We start from the raw sequence: 14,308 nt of genomic DNA on the forward strand, positions 1-14,308 counted from the left end.
AACAGCATTCAATTTGATACGAGGGGCCCCGGTCCCGGAGAGAAACATGCACAACCCTCATGAGAGCAAGACCGACCTGGGCGCCCCTCTGGACGGCGCGGTCATGGTACTGCTTGTCGATGATCAGGCCATGATCGGAGAGGCTGTGCGTCGCTCACTGGCGAGCGAGGCGGGCATCGACTTCCATTTCTGTTCCGATCCGCAGCAGGCGGTGGCGGTGGCCAACCAGATCAAGCCGACGGTGATCCTCCAGGACCTGGTGATGCCCGGCGTCGACGGCCTCACGCTGCTCGCTGCCTACCGCGGCAACCCGGCGACCCGCGACATCCCGATCATCGTCCTGTCGACCAAGGAAGAGCCGACGGTGAAGAGCGCGGCGTTCGCCGCCGGCGCCAACGACTACCTGGTCAAGCTGCCTGACGCCATCGAGCTGGTGGCGCGGATCCGCTACCACTCGCGTTCGTACATCGCCCTGCAGCAACGCGACGAGGCCTATCGGGCGCTGCGCGAGAGCCAGCAGCAGTTGCTGGAGACCAACCTGGTGCTGCAGCGGCTGATGAACTCCGACGGCCTGACCGGGCTCTCCAACCGTCGTCACTTCGACGAATACCTGGAGATGGAGTGGCGCCGCTCGCTGCGCGAGCAGTCGCAACTGTCGCTGCTGATGATCGACGTGGACTATTTCAAGAGCTACAACGACACCTTCGGCCACGTCGCCGGCGACGAGGCCCTGCGCCAGGTCGCCGGGGCCATCCGCGAGGGCTGCAGTCGCTCCTCGGACCTGGCGGCTCGGTACGGCGGCGAGGAGTTCGCCATGGTCCTGCCGGGCACCTCGCCGGGCGGCGCACGGTTGCTGGCGGAGAAGGTCCGGCGCACGGTGGAGAGCTTGCAGATCAGCCACGACCAGCCACGTCCGGGCTCGCACCTGACCGTCAGCATCGGCGTCAGCACCCTGGTGCCGGGCGGCGGCGGGCAAACCTTCCGGGTTCTCATCGAGATGGCCGACCAGGCGCTCTACCAGGCCAAGAACAATGGCCGCAACCAGGTCGGCCTGATGGAACAGCCGGTGCCGCCGGCCCCGGCGGGCTGAGCGGCGCGCGGCGGCCATGCGTCGCCGGCCGGCATTAAATAGAGGCCGGCGTACTGCCTGTGGGGCGCAAGTGCAGTATACTTCGCAGCTTTTCGACGTTTTCCCGCGAGTGAGCGCCAGCCATGGAAATCAACCCGATCCTCAACAGCATCAAGGACCTCTCCGAGCGCACCCAGACCATTCGGGGGTATCTTTGACTACGATCAGAAGCATGATCGCCTGGTCGAAGTAAACCGCGAGCTCGAAGACCCCAACGTCTGGAACAACCCCGAATACGCCCAGAACCTCGGCCGCGAGCGCGCCCAGCTGGCGCAGGTGGTGGAAACCCTGGACGACCTGACCAGCGGCCTGGCCGACTCCCGCGACCTGCTGGACATGGCGGTCGAGGAAGACGACGAGGGCGCCGTCGACGACGTTGCCAACGAAGTCGAGCGTCTGCGCGAGATCCTCGAGAAGCTGGAGTTCCGCCGCATGTTCAGCGGCGAGATGGACCCGAACAACGCCTACCTGGACATCCAGGCCGGCTCCGGCGGCACCGAGGCCCAGGACTGGGCCAACATGCTGCTGCGCATGTACCTGCGCTGGGCCGACAAGCACGGCTTCGACGCCACTATCATCGAGCTGTCCGAGGGCGAGGTCGCCGGCATCAAGGGCGCCACCGTGCACATCAAGGGCGAGTACGCCTTCGGCTGGCTGCGCACCGAGATCGGCGTGCACCGCCTGGTGCGCAAGAGTCCGTTCGACTCCGGCAACCGTCGCCACACCTCGTTCACCGCGGTGTTCGTATCGCCGGAAATCGACGACAACATCGAGATCGAGATCAACCCGGCCGACCTGCGCATCGATACCTACCGCTCCTCCGGCGCGGGCGGTCAGCACGTGAACACCACCGATTCGGCGGTGCGGATCACCCACGTGCCGACCAATACCGTGGTGGCGTGCCAGAACGAACGCTCCCAGCACGCCAACAAGGACACCGCGATGAAGATGCTGCGGGCCAAGTTGTACGAGCTGGAAATGCAAAAGCGTACCGCCGCGTCCCAGGCCCTGGAGGACTCCAAGTCCGACATCGGCTGGGGCCACCAGATCCGCTCCTACGTGCTCGACCAGTCGCGGATCAAGGACCTGCGTACCGGTATCGAGCGCAGCGACTGCGACAAGGTGCTCGACGGCGATCTAGACGAATACCTCGAAGCCAGCCTCAAACAGGGGCTGTAAAGCTGCTGCGCCTGGCCAGGCCGCGTTGGAAAATGGTTCGGACTGCTCGTTTTTTTATGATCGTGAACTCCGTGTCCTCGCCATTTCCCGCCTTGCCTGGCCGGCGTTCGCTACGCTTTTCGCCCCTGTTGCGCAATCCGTTTCCACAGGCAAGAGAGCCTAACCAGGAACCACCAAGACCATGAGCGACCAACAACTCGACCAGCACGAACTGCAACAGGAAGAAAACAAGCTGATCGCCCAGCGCAAGGAAAAACTTGCCGCCGTGCGCGAAGCCCGGGCCATCGCCTTCCCCAACGACTTCCGCCGCGACGCCTACTTCGCGGACCTGCAGAAACAGTACGCCGACAAGACCAAGGAAGAGCTGGAAGCCGCAGCGATCCCGGTCAAGGTGGCCGGTCGGATCATGCTCAACCGCGGTTCCTTCATCGTCCTCCAGGACAGCAGCGAGCGCCTGCAGGTCTACGTCAACCGCAAGACCCTGCCGGAAGAAACCCTGGCCGAGATCAAGACCTGGGACCTGGGCGACATCATCGGCGCCGAAGGCGTGCTGGCCCGCTCGGGCAAGGGCGACCTGTACGTCGACATGACCAGCGTGCGCCTGCTGACCAAGTCGCTGCGTCCGCTGCCGGACAAGCACCATGGCCTGACCGACACCGAGCAGCGCTACCGCCAGCGCTACGTCGACCTGATGGTCAACGAGGAAACCCGCCACACCTTCCGCGTGCGTTCCCAGGTCATCGCCCACATCCGCCGTTTCCTCAGCGAGCGCGGTTTCCTCGAAGTGGAGACCCCGATGCTGCAGACCATCCCCGGCGGCGCCGCGGCCAAGCCGTTCGAGACCCATCACAACGCGCTGGACATGGCCATGTTCCTGCGCATCGCCCCGGAGCTGTACCTCAAGCGCCTGGTGGTCGGCGGTTTCGAGAAGGTCTTCGAGATCAACCGCAACTTCCGTAACGAAGGCGTCTCGACCCGGCACAACCCCGAGTTCACCATGCTCGAGTTCTACCAGGCCTACGCCGACTACGAAGACAACATGGACCTGACCGAGGAACTGTTCCGCGAACTGGCCCAGGCGGTACTCGGTACCACCGACGTGCCCTACGGCGACAAGGTCTTCCACTTCGGCGAGCCGTTCGTGCGCCTGTCGGTGTTCGATTCGATCCTCAAGTACAACCCGGAGATCACCGCCGCCGACCTCAACGACGTCGAGAAGGCGCGGGCCATCGCCAAGAAGGCCGGCGCCAAGGTCCTCGGCCACGAAGGCCTGGGCAAGCTGCAGGTGATGATTTTCGAGGAACTGGTGGAGCACAAGCTGGAGCAGCCGCACTTCATCACCCGCTACCCCTTCGAGGTTTCGCCGCTGGCCCGCCGCAACGACGAAGACCCGAGCGTCACCGACCGCTTCGAGCTGTTCATCGGCGGCCGCGAGATCGCCAATGCCTATTCCGAGCTGAACGACGCCGAGGACCAGGCCGAGCGCTTCATGTTGCAGGTCAAGGAGAAGGACGCCGGCGACGACGAGGCGATGCACTACGACGCCGACTTCATCAATGCCCTGGAATACGGCATGCCGCCGACCGCCGGCGAAGGCATCGGCATCGACCGCCTGGTGATGCTGCTGACCAACTCGCCGTCGATCCGCGACGTGATCCTGTTCCCGCACATGCGCCCGCAGGCCTGAGCGCCGCAACAGTCCATGGAAAAGCCGCCTTCGGGCGGTTTTTTCATGGCCGCGCGGTGTCCCGGCCGCCGGGCCAGGGGCCGATAGCCGCCGATCCGCCGGCTGACCACGGAAGGTGCGGGTGGGATCGGAGCTTCCCCGATAGCGGCCGATTGATTCCACGCGAAAAAGTCCGAACAATGCCCCATCGTCCGCGAGCGGAGGAAACACCGTGTCCCGAGTAGCTCCCAGAGACAGCGCCGCGCAGGCCGCCAGCGCGGTAGCCGAAAGCGTTCGTTACCAGGGCCGCAAGGCCAGCCGCCAGGGCAGCGAGCAGCGGCGCCAGGCGATTCTCGATGCCGCCATGCGCCTGATCGTCCGCGACGGCGTACGGGCCGTGCGCCACCGCGCGGTGGCCGCCGAGGCCCAGGTGCCGTTGTCGGCCACCACCTACTACTTCAAGGACATCGACGATCTCATCACCGACACCTTCGGCCTCTTCGTCGAGCGCAACGCAGAGGCGCTGTCGGCGTTCTGGAGCAGCGTGGAGGGCGACCTCCAGGAGATGGCCGCGGTGCTGGCCGACGACCCCGGCGCCCGTGGCTCGCTGGTGGAACGGATCGTCGAGCTGGCCGTGCAGTATGTCCAGGTCCAGCTCACCGAGCGCCGCGAGCACCTGCTGGCCGAACAGGCCTTCCGCCAGGAGGCGTTGCTCAACCCGCGCCTGCGCGAACTGGCCGATGCCCACCAGCGGATTCTCTCCCTCGGCGCCGTGCATTTCTTCCAGGTGCTCGGTTCCGGGCAGCCCGAGCAGGACGCCAAGGTGTTGACGTCGATTATTCTGCAGATGGAATATCAGGGCCTCGTGGACGGGGTCGAGCAACTGGCCGTGGACGAAATGCGCGCCATACTCAGACGGTACCTGAATCTGGTCATGGGCCTGTGACCTGAGCGTCAACCCCGCCATGGCGGGGTTTTTCATACCCGAACCTTCCCTCGGCCAGCCGGTCGCAGGTTGCGGAGGGTTCCTAAGGAGCGTGTGATGAAAGCCTGGCGTTGCCTGGTGGTCCTGAGTTTCCTGCTGTTGGGCGGTTGCCTGGTCACCTTCAAGGAGCCGATACCGCCGCGCGAGGCGGCGCCGAGCCATCTGCTCGGGACCTGGAGCCGCGAGAACGAGTGGAAGGAAGAACAATTCCTGGAGATCACCCGTTCCGGCAGCAATGTCTACCGTGCGCTCAGCTACGTGGACAGCAAGGACAATACCGAGAGCCTGGAAGACTACGGCTTCACCGTCTCCCACCAGGGCAAGCGCTGGTACCTGTCGGCCGGCCTGCCGAAGAGCCTGGGCGGCAACTTCATCGTCGCCGGCTTCGAGATCACCGACGGTGACGAGCTGGTGATCTACAACCTCGACGTCGAGCGCATCGTCGAGGACCTCGGCGCCGGCCAGCTCGACGGCGAGACCGTCGATAGCGATCAGGGCAAGGGCGCGCTGGTGCGCAGCCCGTTGGCGAAGGTCTTCGCCTACCTGAACGATCCCGCCAATTCCGACGTGTTCGTCGAGGCCGCCCGCTTCCAGCGGGTCACCCAATGAGATTGCCGATGAGCCAGCGCAAGGCGCAGAACGACTACCAGAAGATCATCCGCTCCCTGTCCGATCGCATCGTCGAGGCGCAGACGCCGATCCGCGTGCTGGATGCGATCAAATGGGACGACGGGATCCGCCAGGACTTCCTCAAGGGCCGCGGCAAGCATGCGCCGAAGGTCGACCGCGGCTACTACGACAGCCGCCCGCTGGCCTTCGACGCCAGCGCCAAGAAGCAGGAATTCCAGAACATCGAGCGCGACATCACCCGCCAGTTGGGCCAGTTCAACCCGGTCGGGCAGATCATGCGGCGGATGTGCAAGGAATACCGAATGGTCATTCGCATGCTCGAGGCGCGCGGCACCCCGGACCTCGGGCTGATCTCCCAGGAACTCTACGGCTCGGCCTCGGACGCCTTCCATGCCGGCGATCCGACCCTGGCCGACCTCGGCCTGATGCTCTCCGACTACCTGAACAACATCGCCGACCGCGGCGATCTCAAGGACGAACCCAAGACCCTGACCGCCAAGGAGGTCGTACCGATCCTCCAGGCGCGGCTGAACACCGTGTTCGGCGAGGAGGAGGGCACCATCCGCGTGTTCGAGTCCGACGGCATCGTCGCCGACGCGGCGGCCGGCGCCGACTACATCAAGGTACGCGCCGACGCCCTGTTCAACGAGCGCGACGTGCGCGCGCTGGAGGTCCACGAGGGCCTGGTGCACGTCGGCACCACCCTGAACGGCCTGAGCCAGCCGATCTGCACCTTCCTCGCCAAGGGACCGCCGTCCTCCACCGTGACCCAGGAAGGCCTGGCGATCCTGATGGAGGTGATCGCCTTCGCCTCCTACCCGACCCGCCTGCGCAAGCTGACCAATCGCACCCGGGCGATCCACATGGCCGAGGAGGGCGCCGATTTCCTCGACGTGTTCCACTTCTACCGCGAGCAGGGCTACAGCCTGGAGGACAGCTACCAGAACGCCAGCCGGGTCTTCCGCGGCTCGACCCCGGATGGCCTGCCGTTCACCAAGGACCTGTCCTACCTGAAGGGCTTCATCCTCATCTATAACTACATCCAGCTCGCCGTGCGCAAGGGCAAGCTCGAACAGATCCCCCTGCTGTTCTGCGGCAAGACCACCCTGGAAGACATGCGCACCCTGCGCCAACTGGTGGACGAGGGCCTGGTGGCGCCGCCGAAGTACCTGCCGCCGCAGTTCCGCGACCTCAACGCGCTGTCGGCCTGGATGTGCTTCTCGAACTTCCTCAACCACCTCAGCCTGGACCGCATCGAAGCGGATTACGCGAACATCCTCTGACCGTTCCCCGCCGTGCCGGTCTTTCCCGGTGCGCGCGGGCGGTCGGCCGGCAAGCAAGGAGAACGGCGATGGCCAGCCACGAACTCGACTACCGCATCCTCGGCGAATCCATGCAGACCGTGGAGATCGAACTCGACCCCGGGGAAACCGTGATCGCCGAGGCCGGGGCAATGAACTACATGACCGGCGACATCCGCTTCACCGCGCGGATGGGCGACGGCTCCGACGGCAGCCTGCTGGGCAAGCTGTGGAGCGCCGGCAAGCGCAAGCTCGGTGGCGAGTCGGTGTTCATGACCCACTTCACCAACGAAGGCCAGGGCAAGCAGCACGTGGCCTTTGCCGCGCCCTATCCGGGCAGCGTGGTGGCGGTGGACCTGGACGATGTCGGCGGGCGCCTGTTCTGCCAGAAGGACTCGTTCCTCTGCGCAGCCTATGGCACCCGGGTCGGCATCGCCTTCACCAAGCGCCTGGGCGCCGGTTTCTTCGGCGGCGAGGGCTTCATCCTGCAGAAGCTCGAGGGCGATGGCCTGGTCTTCGTCCACGCCGGCGGCACGCTGATCCGCCGCCAGTTGAATGGCGAGACGCTGCGGGTCGACACCGGTTGCCTGGTGGCCTTCACCGACGGTATCGACTACGACGTGCAACTGGCCGGCGGCCTGAAGAGCATGCTGTTCGGCGGCGAAGGATTGCTGCTGACCACCCTCAAGGGCAGCGGCACCGTCTGGCTGCAGAGCCTGCCGTTCTCGCGCCTGGCCGGGCGCATCTACGACGCCACCTTTCGCGCCCGCGAAGAGGTAAGGACCAACAACGGATGAAGCGCCTGCTGATCCCGCTGCTGGTACTCGGCGCGCTGTTCCTCGGTGGCTGCAGTTCGCTGCTGTTCTATCCCGAGCCGGTGGTGCAGATCACTCCGGCGCGCGCCGGGCTGGAGTACCGCGACGTCACCCTGACCACCGCCGACGGCGTGCGCCTGCGCGCCTGGTGGCTGCCGGCGAAGAAAGGCGTGCCGGTGAAAGGCACTGTGCTCTACCTGCACGGCAACGGCGGCAACCTGTCCTGGCACCTCGGCGGCACGTGGTGGCTGCCCGCCGAGGGCTACCAGGTGCTGATGCTCGACTATCGCGGCTACGGCCAGTCGGAGGGCCAGCCGGGACTGCCGGAGGTCTACCGCGACATCGACGCGGCGTTCGCCTGGCTCGACCAGGCGCCGGAGGTGAAGGGCACCGAGCGCGTGCTGCTGGGGCAGAGTCTCGGCGGCGCGCTGGCGATCCACTACCTGGTCGAGCATCCGCAGCGCCAGGGCCAGTTCAAGGCGCTGGTGTTCGACGGGGTACCGGCGAGCTACCGCGGCATCGCCCGGCACATGCTGGACGGTTCCTGGCTGACCTGGCCGCTGCAGGTGCCGCTGTCCTGGCTGGTGCCCGACGACGACAGCGCCATCCATTCGGTGGCGCGGCTTTCTGGCGCACCCATGCTGTTCTTTCACAGCATCGACGATACCATTGTGCCCCTCGAGAACGGCATCGCCCTGTACCGCCAGGCGCGGCCGCCGAAGGTCCTGCAACTGACCCGAGGCGGCCACGTGCAGACCTTCGCCGAAGCGACCTGGCAGGAAGTGATGCTGCGCTTCCTCGACGACCCCCATGGCTTCACCGGCCTGCGCCGGCTGGCCGAAATCCCGAACCGCGAATCCGCGAAACCCGAAGGCAATCCATGAGCGACCGTAACGTACTCCCCTGCATCCTGACCGGCATCGGTACCATCTTCGTCACCGTCGGCGTGCTCTGGTACTACGGCTACCTGCATTTCGCCAAGCCGCAGGACGCCCTGTTGCTGGCCGACTTCACCATGCTGAAGAGCCTGCCCGGCGAAGATGTGAAGCTGTCCCTGGAGCCGGCCAAGCAGGTCGCGCAGTGCATCGATGGCGTCCTGGTGCTGTTCGACACCGAGCAGAAGGGCCTTTCCGGCGTGCTGGTGGACAACAGGAAGCACGCCGTGCGCTGCGCCGGACAGGAAGTCCCGCAGGAAGTGAAATGACCGAGGTCCGCGTCTGGCAGGGAGACATCACCCGTCTTGCGGTGGATGCCATCGTCAACGCGGCGAACTCCTCGCTGCTCGGTGGGGGCGGTGTCGACGGCGCCATCCACCGCGCCGCCGGTGCCGAACTGGTGGCGGCCTGCCGCCTGCTGCACGGTTGCAAGACCGGCGAGGCGAAGATCACCCGTGGGTTCCGTCTGCCGGCGGCCCACGTGATCCACACCGTCGGCCCGGTCTGGCGCGGCGGCGACAACGGCGAAGCGGAGCTGCTGGCCAGCTGCTACCGGCGCAGCCTGGCGCTGGCCGAGCAGGCCGGGGCGGCCAGCGTCGCGTTCCCCGCCATCAGCTGCGGCATCTACGGCTATCCCGTGGAGCAGGCCGCGGCCATTGCCGTCGAAGAGGTCTGCCGGCAACGCCCGGCGCACAGCAGCCTGGAGGAAATCGTCCTGGTTGCCTTCGATAGCTCGATGGCCGAGCGCTACCAGCGCTTGCTCGGCGAGCGGCCTGTGGCCCGCTGATACCTGGAAAGCTCAAGCCCCGCCCATGAAAAAGCCCCGCCGGATGGCGGGGCTTTTGGGCTTCCGTAGGGCTTATCAGCCGCTGACGGAGGAGCGTGGCGCGACCGGCTTGGCGTCGTTGGAAATGGTGACTTCCACCCGACGGTTCATGGCACGGCCGGAGCTGGTGCCGTTGCTGGCCACCGGATATTCCTTGCCGTAGCCACGGGTGGCTACGCGTTCCGGGCTGATGCCGCGGCTGAGCAGGGCCATGCGCACCGAGTCGGCACGACGCTCGGACAGGCGCTGGTTGTAGTTGGCGGAACCGGTGCTATCGGTGTAGCCCTCTACGATCACCTGGCGCTCCGGGTTCTGCTGGAGGAACTCGGCCAGTTGCTGGATGTTGCGCATGGCGCCGGGCTTCAGGTCGGACTTGTCGAGATCGAACAGAACGTCGCCGAAGGTCACCATGGTGCCGCGCGAGGTCTGCTTGGCATTCAGTTGGCTACGCAGCTTGTCCAGTTGCGCGGTGCGCGCGTCGAGGCGGGCCTGGGCGCGCTGGGCGGAGGCATTTTGCAACTGCGCCTCGGCATTGCGCAGGACGATGGTCTGCTTGGCCAGTTCGATGCGCTGGTTGGTCAGGTAGGCCAGTTGGTCCACGTCGCGCTGGTCTTCGCCATCCTGGTAGGCCTTGTCGGCCTTGGCCAGCCAGTCGCCGGCGTCCTTGGTTTCCAGGGCCGCGACCTTGGTCGCGTCGGGCTGCGACTGCAGCGCGGAGAAGTTGCTGCGGGCCTGTTCCAGGTTGGCGTTCGGCGGCGTGGAGCAGGCGGCCAGCGCCAGGGCCAGCAGGGATACGGCGGGGAGGGCAATGTACTTACGCATAGGGGTCATCCTTAATCACGAATCGACGAAAGAAGGGCGGAATCCGGCTTAGTGCTGCGTATCGCGCATGCCTTCCTCACGCAGTTCCATGACGCCCTGCTGGGCATCCTTCACGGCTTTCTGCGCCTTGGCGGCCTGGGTCTTGCGCTCGGCGACCCGGGCGTCCCACTCGGCCTGCTGCGCCAGGCGCTTGGCCTGGTCGTATTCCTTGTCGTTCATGGCGATGCGCGCCTGGCTCAGCTTGTCCTGAGCGGACTTCATCTCGACCGGGGCATATTCCGGGCCGCCGGCGCTCACCGCGTTATTCACCGCGGATTCGGTCACGGCGAACTGCTCGGTCGGCGGGTTGCCGGCGCAGCCGGCCAGGACCAGGCTGCTGCCTACGGCCAGCAGGGCCAGCTTGAGGCCACGCAGGGAACCGGTGTGTTGCTTGCTCATCGCTTTTTGCTCCATGGGAAATTTCCTCTGACAGGGATGCTGATTCCTTGGCTTTCATCTCTGGCCATTACCGTGGGCGCGTTTCCGGCCCTCCGGTCTTTTCTTCCTGCTCACTGAGCAAGCCTCTGCCAGGCCTCTGTTTCAGGGGCTTGGCGATTGGCCATGTACTTTTAGTGACTCCCCCGCTGGTTCAGGGGTTCAAAAAAAAATCTGAAATTTTCTGACTGAACAGTCGGCTTCCGGCGTGGTCGCAGAACGCCACCTCTGCTCACTAAAGCCCGTCCTACAGGGCTCTAGTCCACGAAACGCACAACTGCCGCAGCGCTCCAGGACGGAACACTCGGGCAGAAAAAAGCCCCACCTGAGTGGGGCTGGAGGAGGCCAGTGGGGCCTTTTAGAAACGCTTGCGCAACAGTCGCAGACCGTTGAACACCACCAGCAGGCTGGCGCCCATGTCGGCGAATACCGCCATCCACAGGGTGCCTTCGCCTGCCAGGGTAAGGGCGAGGAACACCGCCTTGATGCCCAGGGCCAGGGTGATGTTCTGGACCAGGATCGCGTGGGTGGTGCGCGACAGCCGGACGAATTGCGGCAACTTGCGCAGGTCGTCGTCCATCAGCGCGACGCCGGCGGTCTCGATGGCCGTGTCGGTGCCCGCCGCGCCCATGGCGAAGCCGATGTCGGCGCGGGCCAGGGCCGGCGCGTCGTTGATCCCGTCGCCGACCATGCCGACCCGCGAGCCGTCGGCCTGGCGCGCTTCCACTTCACGCAGCTTGTCCTCCGGCAGGAGGTTGCCGCGAGCTGCGTCGATGCCTACCTGGGCAGCGATGGCGGCTGCGGTGTGCGGGTTGTCGCCGGTGAGCATCAGGGTCTTCACGTCCAGCGCGTGCAGCTCGCGGATCGCCTCGCGGCTGCTGTCCTTGACCCCGTCGGCGACGGCGAAGAGGGCCCGCACGCGCTGCGGATCGCACAGCGCGATGACCGTCTTGCCCTGGCGTTCCAGGGCGTCCAGGCGCTCTTCCAGGGCCGGCGAGCAGAGGCCCAGTTCCTCCACCAGGCGATGGTTGCCGAGGTGGTAGAGGACGCCGTCGATGCGTCCGCTGACGCCTCGTCCCGGCAAGGCGGCGAGGTCCTCGACCACGCCCAGGGCAAGGCCGTCCTCTTCCGCTGCGTTGGCCACGGCGCGCGATACCGGGTGGTCGGAACGCGCGGCCAGGCTGGCGGCGAGCAGGCGCGCATCCGTCCCGTCAGCCTCCGCGATCGGCAGGTAGTCGGTCTGTTGCGGTTTGCCATGGGTGATGGTGCCGGTCTTGTCGAGGGCGACCCAGGACAGCTTGCGCCCGAGTTCGAGGAACACCCCGCCCTTGATCAGGATGCCCAGGCGCGCCGCGGCGGAAAGGCCGCTGACGATGGTCACCGGGGTGGAGATCACCAGCGCGCAGGGACAGGCGATCACCAGCAGCACCAGGGCGCGGTAGATCCAGTCCAGCCAGGCGCCGCCGAACAGCAGCGGCGGCAGCACCGCGGTGGCGAGGGCGATGAGGAATACCACCGGGGTGTAGACGCGGGCGAAACTGTCGACGAAACGCTGGGTCGGTGCGCGGGAACCCTGGGCTTCCTCCACGGCGTGGATGATCCGGGCCAGGGTGCTGTCGTCGGCGCGGCGGGTGACGCGGTACTCCAGCGCGCCCTCGCCGTTGATGCTGCCGGCGAACACCGGCTCGCCGACCTCCTTCTCCACCGGCAGGCTTTCGCCGGTGATCGGCGCCTGGTTGACGCTGGAGCGGCCGCTGGTCACCTCGCCGTCGAGTGCGATGCGTTCGCCGGGCTTCACGCGCACGGTGGCTTCCAGTTCCACTTGCTTGGCCGGCAGTTCCTTCCATTCGCCGCCGACCAGCACGGTGGCCTGTTCCGGAGCCAGTTGCAGCAGGCCGCGGATGGCGTTGCGCGCGCGATCCAGGGACTTCGCCTCGATCAACTCGGCGATGGCGAACAGCACGCTGACCATCGCCGCTTCCGGCCACTGGCCGATGAGCACGGCGCCGGTCACGGCGATACTCATCAGGGCGTTGATGTTCAGGTTACGGTTCTTCAGTGCGATCCAGCCCTTGCGGTAGGTCGGCAGGCCGGCGCCGAGGATGGCCAGCAGGGCGAGGCCGGCGACCACCCAGTCCGGCGCCAGGCCGAACCATTCGACGATCTCCGAGGCCAGCGCCATCGCGCCGGCCAGGGCCAGCGGCCACCAGGGCTTCGCCGGCGCTTGCGAGGGGCCGTCGGTATTTTCGCCGGCATCCAGCGGCACCGCCTGCATGCCGAGGCCGGCGATCAGCTTCTGCAGCGGCTCGACGCTGTCGAAGCGATGCTGGACGCGCAGCAGGCGCTGCATCAGGTTGAATTCCAGCGACTCCACTGCCGGCTGGCGACCGAGGGCGTCGCGGATCAGGCGTTCCTCGGTCGGGCAGTCCATCGCTTCGATGCGCAGGTCGCTCCAGCGCAACTCGGCGTTGCCGGCCAGGGTTCCGATGGCGGCCACCGCCGGGCGAGGCGCGTGGCGGTGCCCATGATCATGTCCGTGACCGTGACCGTGACCGTGACCGTGACCGTGACAGCAAGTGTCGGCGTGTTCGTGGCTCATGGAAACAATTCCCGTTTGACGTGTTGGGTGCGATTGCACACCCTGTAGCAACTACAGAGTCAAGCGGTACTGCCAATTCGGGTAGCCGCGTCGGCGATTGGAGGAGGGTTGGCATGAAGATCGGTGAGCTGGCGAAGAGAACCGGTTGCCCGGTGGAGACCATCCGCTACTACGAGCGCGAAGGCCTGTTGCCCGAGCCCGCGCGTAGCGAAGGCAACTATCGGCAATACACCCTGGCGCATGTCGAGCGCCTGTCGTTCATCCGTCACTGCCGCTCGCTGGACATGACCCAGGAGGAAATCCGTACCCTGCTGGCGTTGCGCGACCGTCCCGAGGCGGATTGCGGCACCGCCAACCGGTTGATCGACGAGCACCTGCATCACGTCGAGGTGCGCATCGCCGAACTCCAGGCATTGCGCGAGCAACTGCGGGATCTCGGCTCACGCTGTACGGTCGCCGGCAACAGCCAGGCCTGCGGCATCCTCCGCGAACTGGAGCAGCCCGCGCCGCTGTCGCCAATCGCCGAGGAATGCGCCGAGGCCGGGCACATGCACGTCCCCGGCGTGCACCGCCGGCATGGCTGAAGCCGCGCTCAGTGACTGGAGGTGTCCTGTTGCGCGACCAGTTCGTGCAGGTACTTGCGCGAGAGCGACAGGAAGCGTGGGGTAGGGCCGACATCCTCATAGAGCGGATCGCCCTGTTCGTCGGTGGCCACCACCTGACTCCCCTTCACGTAGGGAAAGCTCGCCTCCAGTTCTTCCAGGGCGGCGCCGACCAGCTCGCCCAGTAGTTCCTCGACGCTGCGCCGCGGATACATCTCGTGCAGCGCGGCGAGGCGCGCGGCGCTTTCGACGTCCAGCGGGATGCTGTAGTGGTTGCGGGCCATGCGGCCCTTGGCGGTGTGTTCCCAATGGCGGACAAGCTCACGGATCTTCATGCTGACCTCT

General features: G+C 66.1%; 15 protein-coding genes. 11 read left to right on the plus strand and 4 right to left on the minus strand.

Translation table 11 applies throughout. The features are described 5' to 3' along the window. Positions 1–46: 46 nt before the first annotated feature. From wspR to ACYAF3_RS17805, 10 genes are all read left to right on the plus strand, one after another. The gene (gene wspR, locus ACYAF3_RS17760) at positions 47–1,090 is read left to right on the plus strand and encodes a Wsp signal transduction system regulator diguanylate cyclase WspR (RefSeq protein WP_003103734.1); all 1,044 of its coding nucleotides are present in this window, start codon (positions 47–49) and stop codon (positions 1,088–1,090) included. A gap of 122 nt (positions 1,091–1,212) precedes the next feature. Continuing rightward, a protein-coding gene (gene prfB, locus ACYAF3_RS17765; protein WP_010895661.1) for a peptide chain release factor 2 occupies positions 1,213–2,308 on the plus strand; the annotation gives its coding sequence in 2 pieces (ribosomal slippage) (positions 1,213–1,284 and positions 1,286–2,308; 1,095 coding nt in all). A 181-nt stretch (positions 2,309–2,489) separates the two neighbouring features. Then, the gene (gene lysS, locus ACYAF3_RS17770; RefSeq protein ID WP_003103728.1) at positions 2,490–3,995 is read left to right on the plus strand and encodes a lysine--tRNA ligase; all 1,506 of its coding nucleotides are present in this window, start codon (positions 2,490–2,492) and stop codon (positions 3,993–3,995) included. A 211-nt stretch (positions 3,996–4,206) separates the two neighbouring features. Beyond that, positions 4,207–4,920: a TetR/AcrR family transcriptional regulator gene (locus ACYAF3_RS17775; RefSeq protein WP_128669564.1), complete on the plus strand. Its 714-nt coding sequence runs from the start codon at positions 4,207–4,209 to the stop codon at positions 4,918–4,920. Positions 4,921–5,016: 96 nt separating this feature from the next. Then, positions 5,017–5,568, plus strand: a complete 552-nt coding sequence (locus tag ACYAF3_RS17780; RefSeq protein ID WP_003143212.1) for a hypothetical protein — start codon at positions 5,017–5,019, stop codon at positions 5,566–5,568. Positions 5,569–5,576: 8 nt separating this feature from the next. Then, the gene (locus tag ACYAF3_RS17785) at positions 5,577–6,872 is read left to right on the plus strand and encodes a flavohemoglobin expression-modulating QEGLA motif protein (RefSeq protein WP_003092515.1); all 1,296 of its coding nucleotides are present in this window, start codon (positions 5,577–5,579) and stop codon (positions 6,870–6,872) included. Positions 6,873–6,940: 68 nt separating this feature from the next. Further along, positions 6,941–7,687, plus strand: coding sequence for a TIGR00266 family protein (locus tag ACYAF3_RS17790; protein WP_003113847.1), 747 nt, complete (start codon positions 6,941–6,943; stop codon positions 7,685–7,687). Continuing rightward, positions 7,684–8,589 (plus strand): alpha/beta hydrolase, encoded by a 906-nt coding sequence (locus ACYAF3_RS17795; RefSeq protein ID WP_003122133.1) that lies wholly within the window; start codon positions 7,684–7,686, stop codon positions 8,587–8,589. The genes ACYAF3_RS17790 and ACYAF3_RS17795 overlap by 4 nt, the downstream gene beginning before the upstream one ends. Continuing rightward, on the plus strand, positions 8,586–8,909 hold the full coding sequence (locus ACYAF3_RS17800) for a PA3694 family proteiin (protein WP_003092509.1): 324 nt from the start codon (positions 8,586–8,588) through the stop codon (positions 8,907–8,909). The genes ACYAF3_RS17795 and ACYAF3_RS17800 overlap by 4 nt, the downstream gene beginning before the upstream one ends. Next, a complete protein-coding gene (locus ACYAF3_RS17805) occupies positions 8,906–9,427 on the plus strand; it encodes an O-acetyl-ADP-ribose deacetylase (protein ID WP_105579088.1) in 522 nt (173 codons plus the stop codon). The genes ACYAF3_RS17800 and ACYAF3_RS17805 overlap by 4 nt, the downstream gene beginning before the upstream one ends. Positions 9,428–9,502: 75 nt before the next feature. Here the strand turns inward: ACYAF3_RS17805 and lptF are convergent, their stop codons facing one another. The 3 genes from lptF to ACYAF3_RS17820 all read right to left on the minus strand — a co-directional run bounded on the left by lptF (position 9,503) and on the right by ACYAF3_RS17820 (position 13,361). Beyond that, positions 9,503–10,288 carry a lipotoxin F family OmpA-related lipoprotein LptF gene (lptF, locus tag ACYAF3_RS17810; RefSeq protein ID WP_003092499.1) on the minus strand — a complete coding sequence of 262 codons (786 nt, stop codon included), beginning with the start codon at positions 10,286–10,288 and terminating at the stop codon, positions 9,503–9,505. Positions 10,289–10,336: 48 nt separating this feature from the next. Continuing rightward, positions 10,337–10,741, minus strand: coding sequence for a DUF4398 domain-containing protein (locus ACYAF3_RS17815; RefSeq protein ID WP_003092495.1), 405 nt, complete (start codon positions 10,739–10,741; stop codon positions 10,337–10,339). Positions 10,742–11,120: 379 nt separating this feature from the next. Beyond that, positions 11,121–13,361, minus strand: coding sequence for a heavy metal translocating P-type ATPase (locus ACYAF3_RS17820; RefSeq protein WP_023100861.1), 2,241 nt, complete (start codon positions 13,359–13,361; stop codon positions 11,121–11,123). A 113-nt stretch (positions 13,362–13,474) separates the two neighbouring features. Here ACYAF3_RS17820 and cadR point away from each other — a divergent pair, with 113 nt between their 5' ends. Beyond that, positions 13,475–13,945, plus strand: coding sequence for a Cd(II)/Pb(II)-responsive transcriptional regulator (cadR, locus tag ACYAF3_RS17825; RefSeq protein ID WP_003103716.1), 471 nt, complete (start codon positions 13,475–13,477; stop codon positions 13,943–13,945). Positions 13,946–13,953: 8 nt separating this feature from the next. Here the strand turns inward: cadR and ACYAF3_RS17830 are convergent, their stop codons facing one another. Beyond that, positions 13,954–14,298: a hypothetical protein gene (locus ACYAF3_RS17830; RefSeq protein WP_003092488.1), complete on the minus strand. Its 345-nt coding sequence runs from the start codon at positions 14,296–14,298 to the stop codon at positions 13,954–13,956. Between the last annotated feature and the right edge of the window lie 10 nt (positions 14,299–14,308).

The organism is Pseudomonas sp. TZ252, assembly GCF_056110345.1.

What these genes read in the sequence shown, in the direction of transcription:
- wspR (WP_003103734.1), top strand. Translation starts at nt 47, where the DNA reads ATGCACAACCCTCATGAGAGCAAGACCGACCTGGGCGCCCCTCTGGAC.
- lysS (WP_003103728.1), top strand. Translation starts at nt 2,490, where the DNA reads ATGAGCGACCAACAACTCGACCAGCACGAACTGCAACAGGAAGAAAAC.
- ACYAF3_RS17780 (WP_003143212.1), top strand. Translation starts at nt 5,017, where the DNA reads ATGAAAGCCTGGCGTTGCCTGGTGGTCCTGAGTTTCCTGCTGTTGGGC.
- ACYAF3_RS17785 (WP_003092515.1), top strand. Translation starts at nt 5,577, where the DNA reads ATGAGCCAGCGCAAGGCGCAGAACGACTACCAGAAGATCATCCGCTCC.
- ACYAF3_RS17790 (WP_003113847.1), top strand. Translation starts at nt 6,941, where the DNA reads ATGGCCAGCCACGAACTCGACTACCGCATCCTCGGCGAATCCATGCAG.
- ACYAF3_RS17795 (WP_003122133.1), top strand. Translation starts at nt 7,684, where the DNA reads ATGAAGCGCCTGCTGATCCCGCTGCTGGTACTCGGCGCGCTGTTCCTC.
- ACYAF3_RS17800 (WP_003092509.1), top strand. Translation starts at nt 8,586, where the DNA reads ATGAGCGACCGTAACGTACTCCCCTGCATCCTGACCGGCATCGGTACC.
- ACYAF3_RS17805 (WP_105579088.1), top strand. Translation starts at nt 8,906, where the DNA reads ATGACCGAGGTCCGCGTCTGGCAGGGAGACATCACCCGTCTTGCGGTG.
- lptF (WP_003092499.1), bottom strand. Translation starts at nt 10,288, where the DNA reads ATGCGTAAGTACATTGCCCTCCCCGCCGTATCCCTGCTGGCCCTGGCG.
- ACYAF3_RS17815 (WP_003092495.1), bottom strand. Translation starts at nt 10,741, where the DNA reads ATGGAGCAAAAAGCGATGAGCAAGCAACACACCGGTTCCCTGCGTGGC.
- ACYAF3_RS17820 (WP_023100861.1), bottom strand. Translation starts at nt 13,361, where the DNA reads ATGAGCCACGAACACGCCGACACTTGCTGTCACGGTCACGGTCACGGT.
- cadR (WP_003103716.1), top strand. Translation starts at nt 13,475, where the DNA reads ATGAAGATCGGTGAGCTGGCGAAGAGAACCGGTTGCCCGGTGGAGACC.
- ACYAF3_RS17830 (WP_003092488.1), bottom strand. Translation starts at nt 14,298, where the DNA reads ATGAAGATCCGTGAGCTTGTCCGCCATTGGGAACACACCGCCAAGGGC.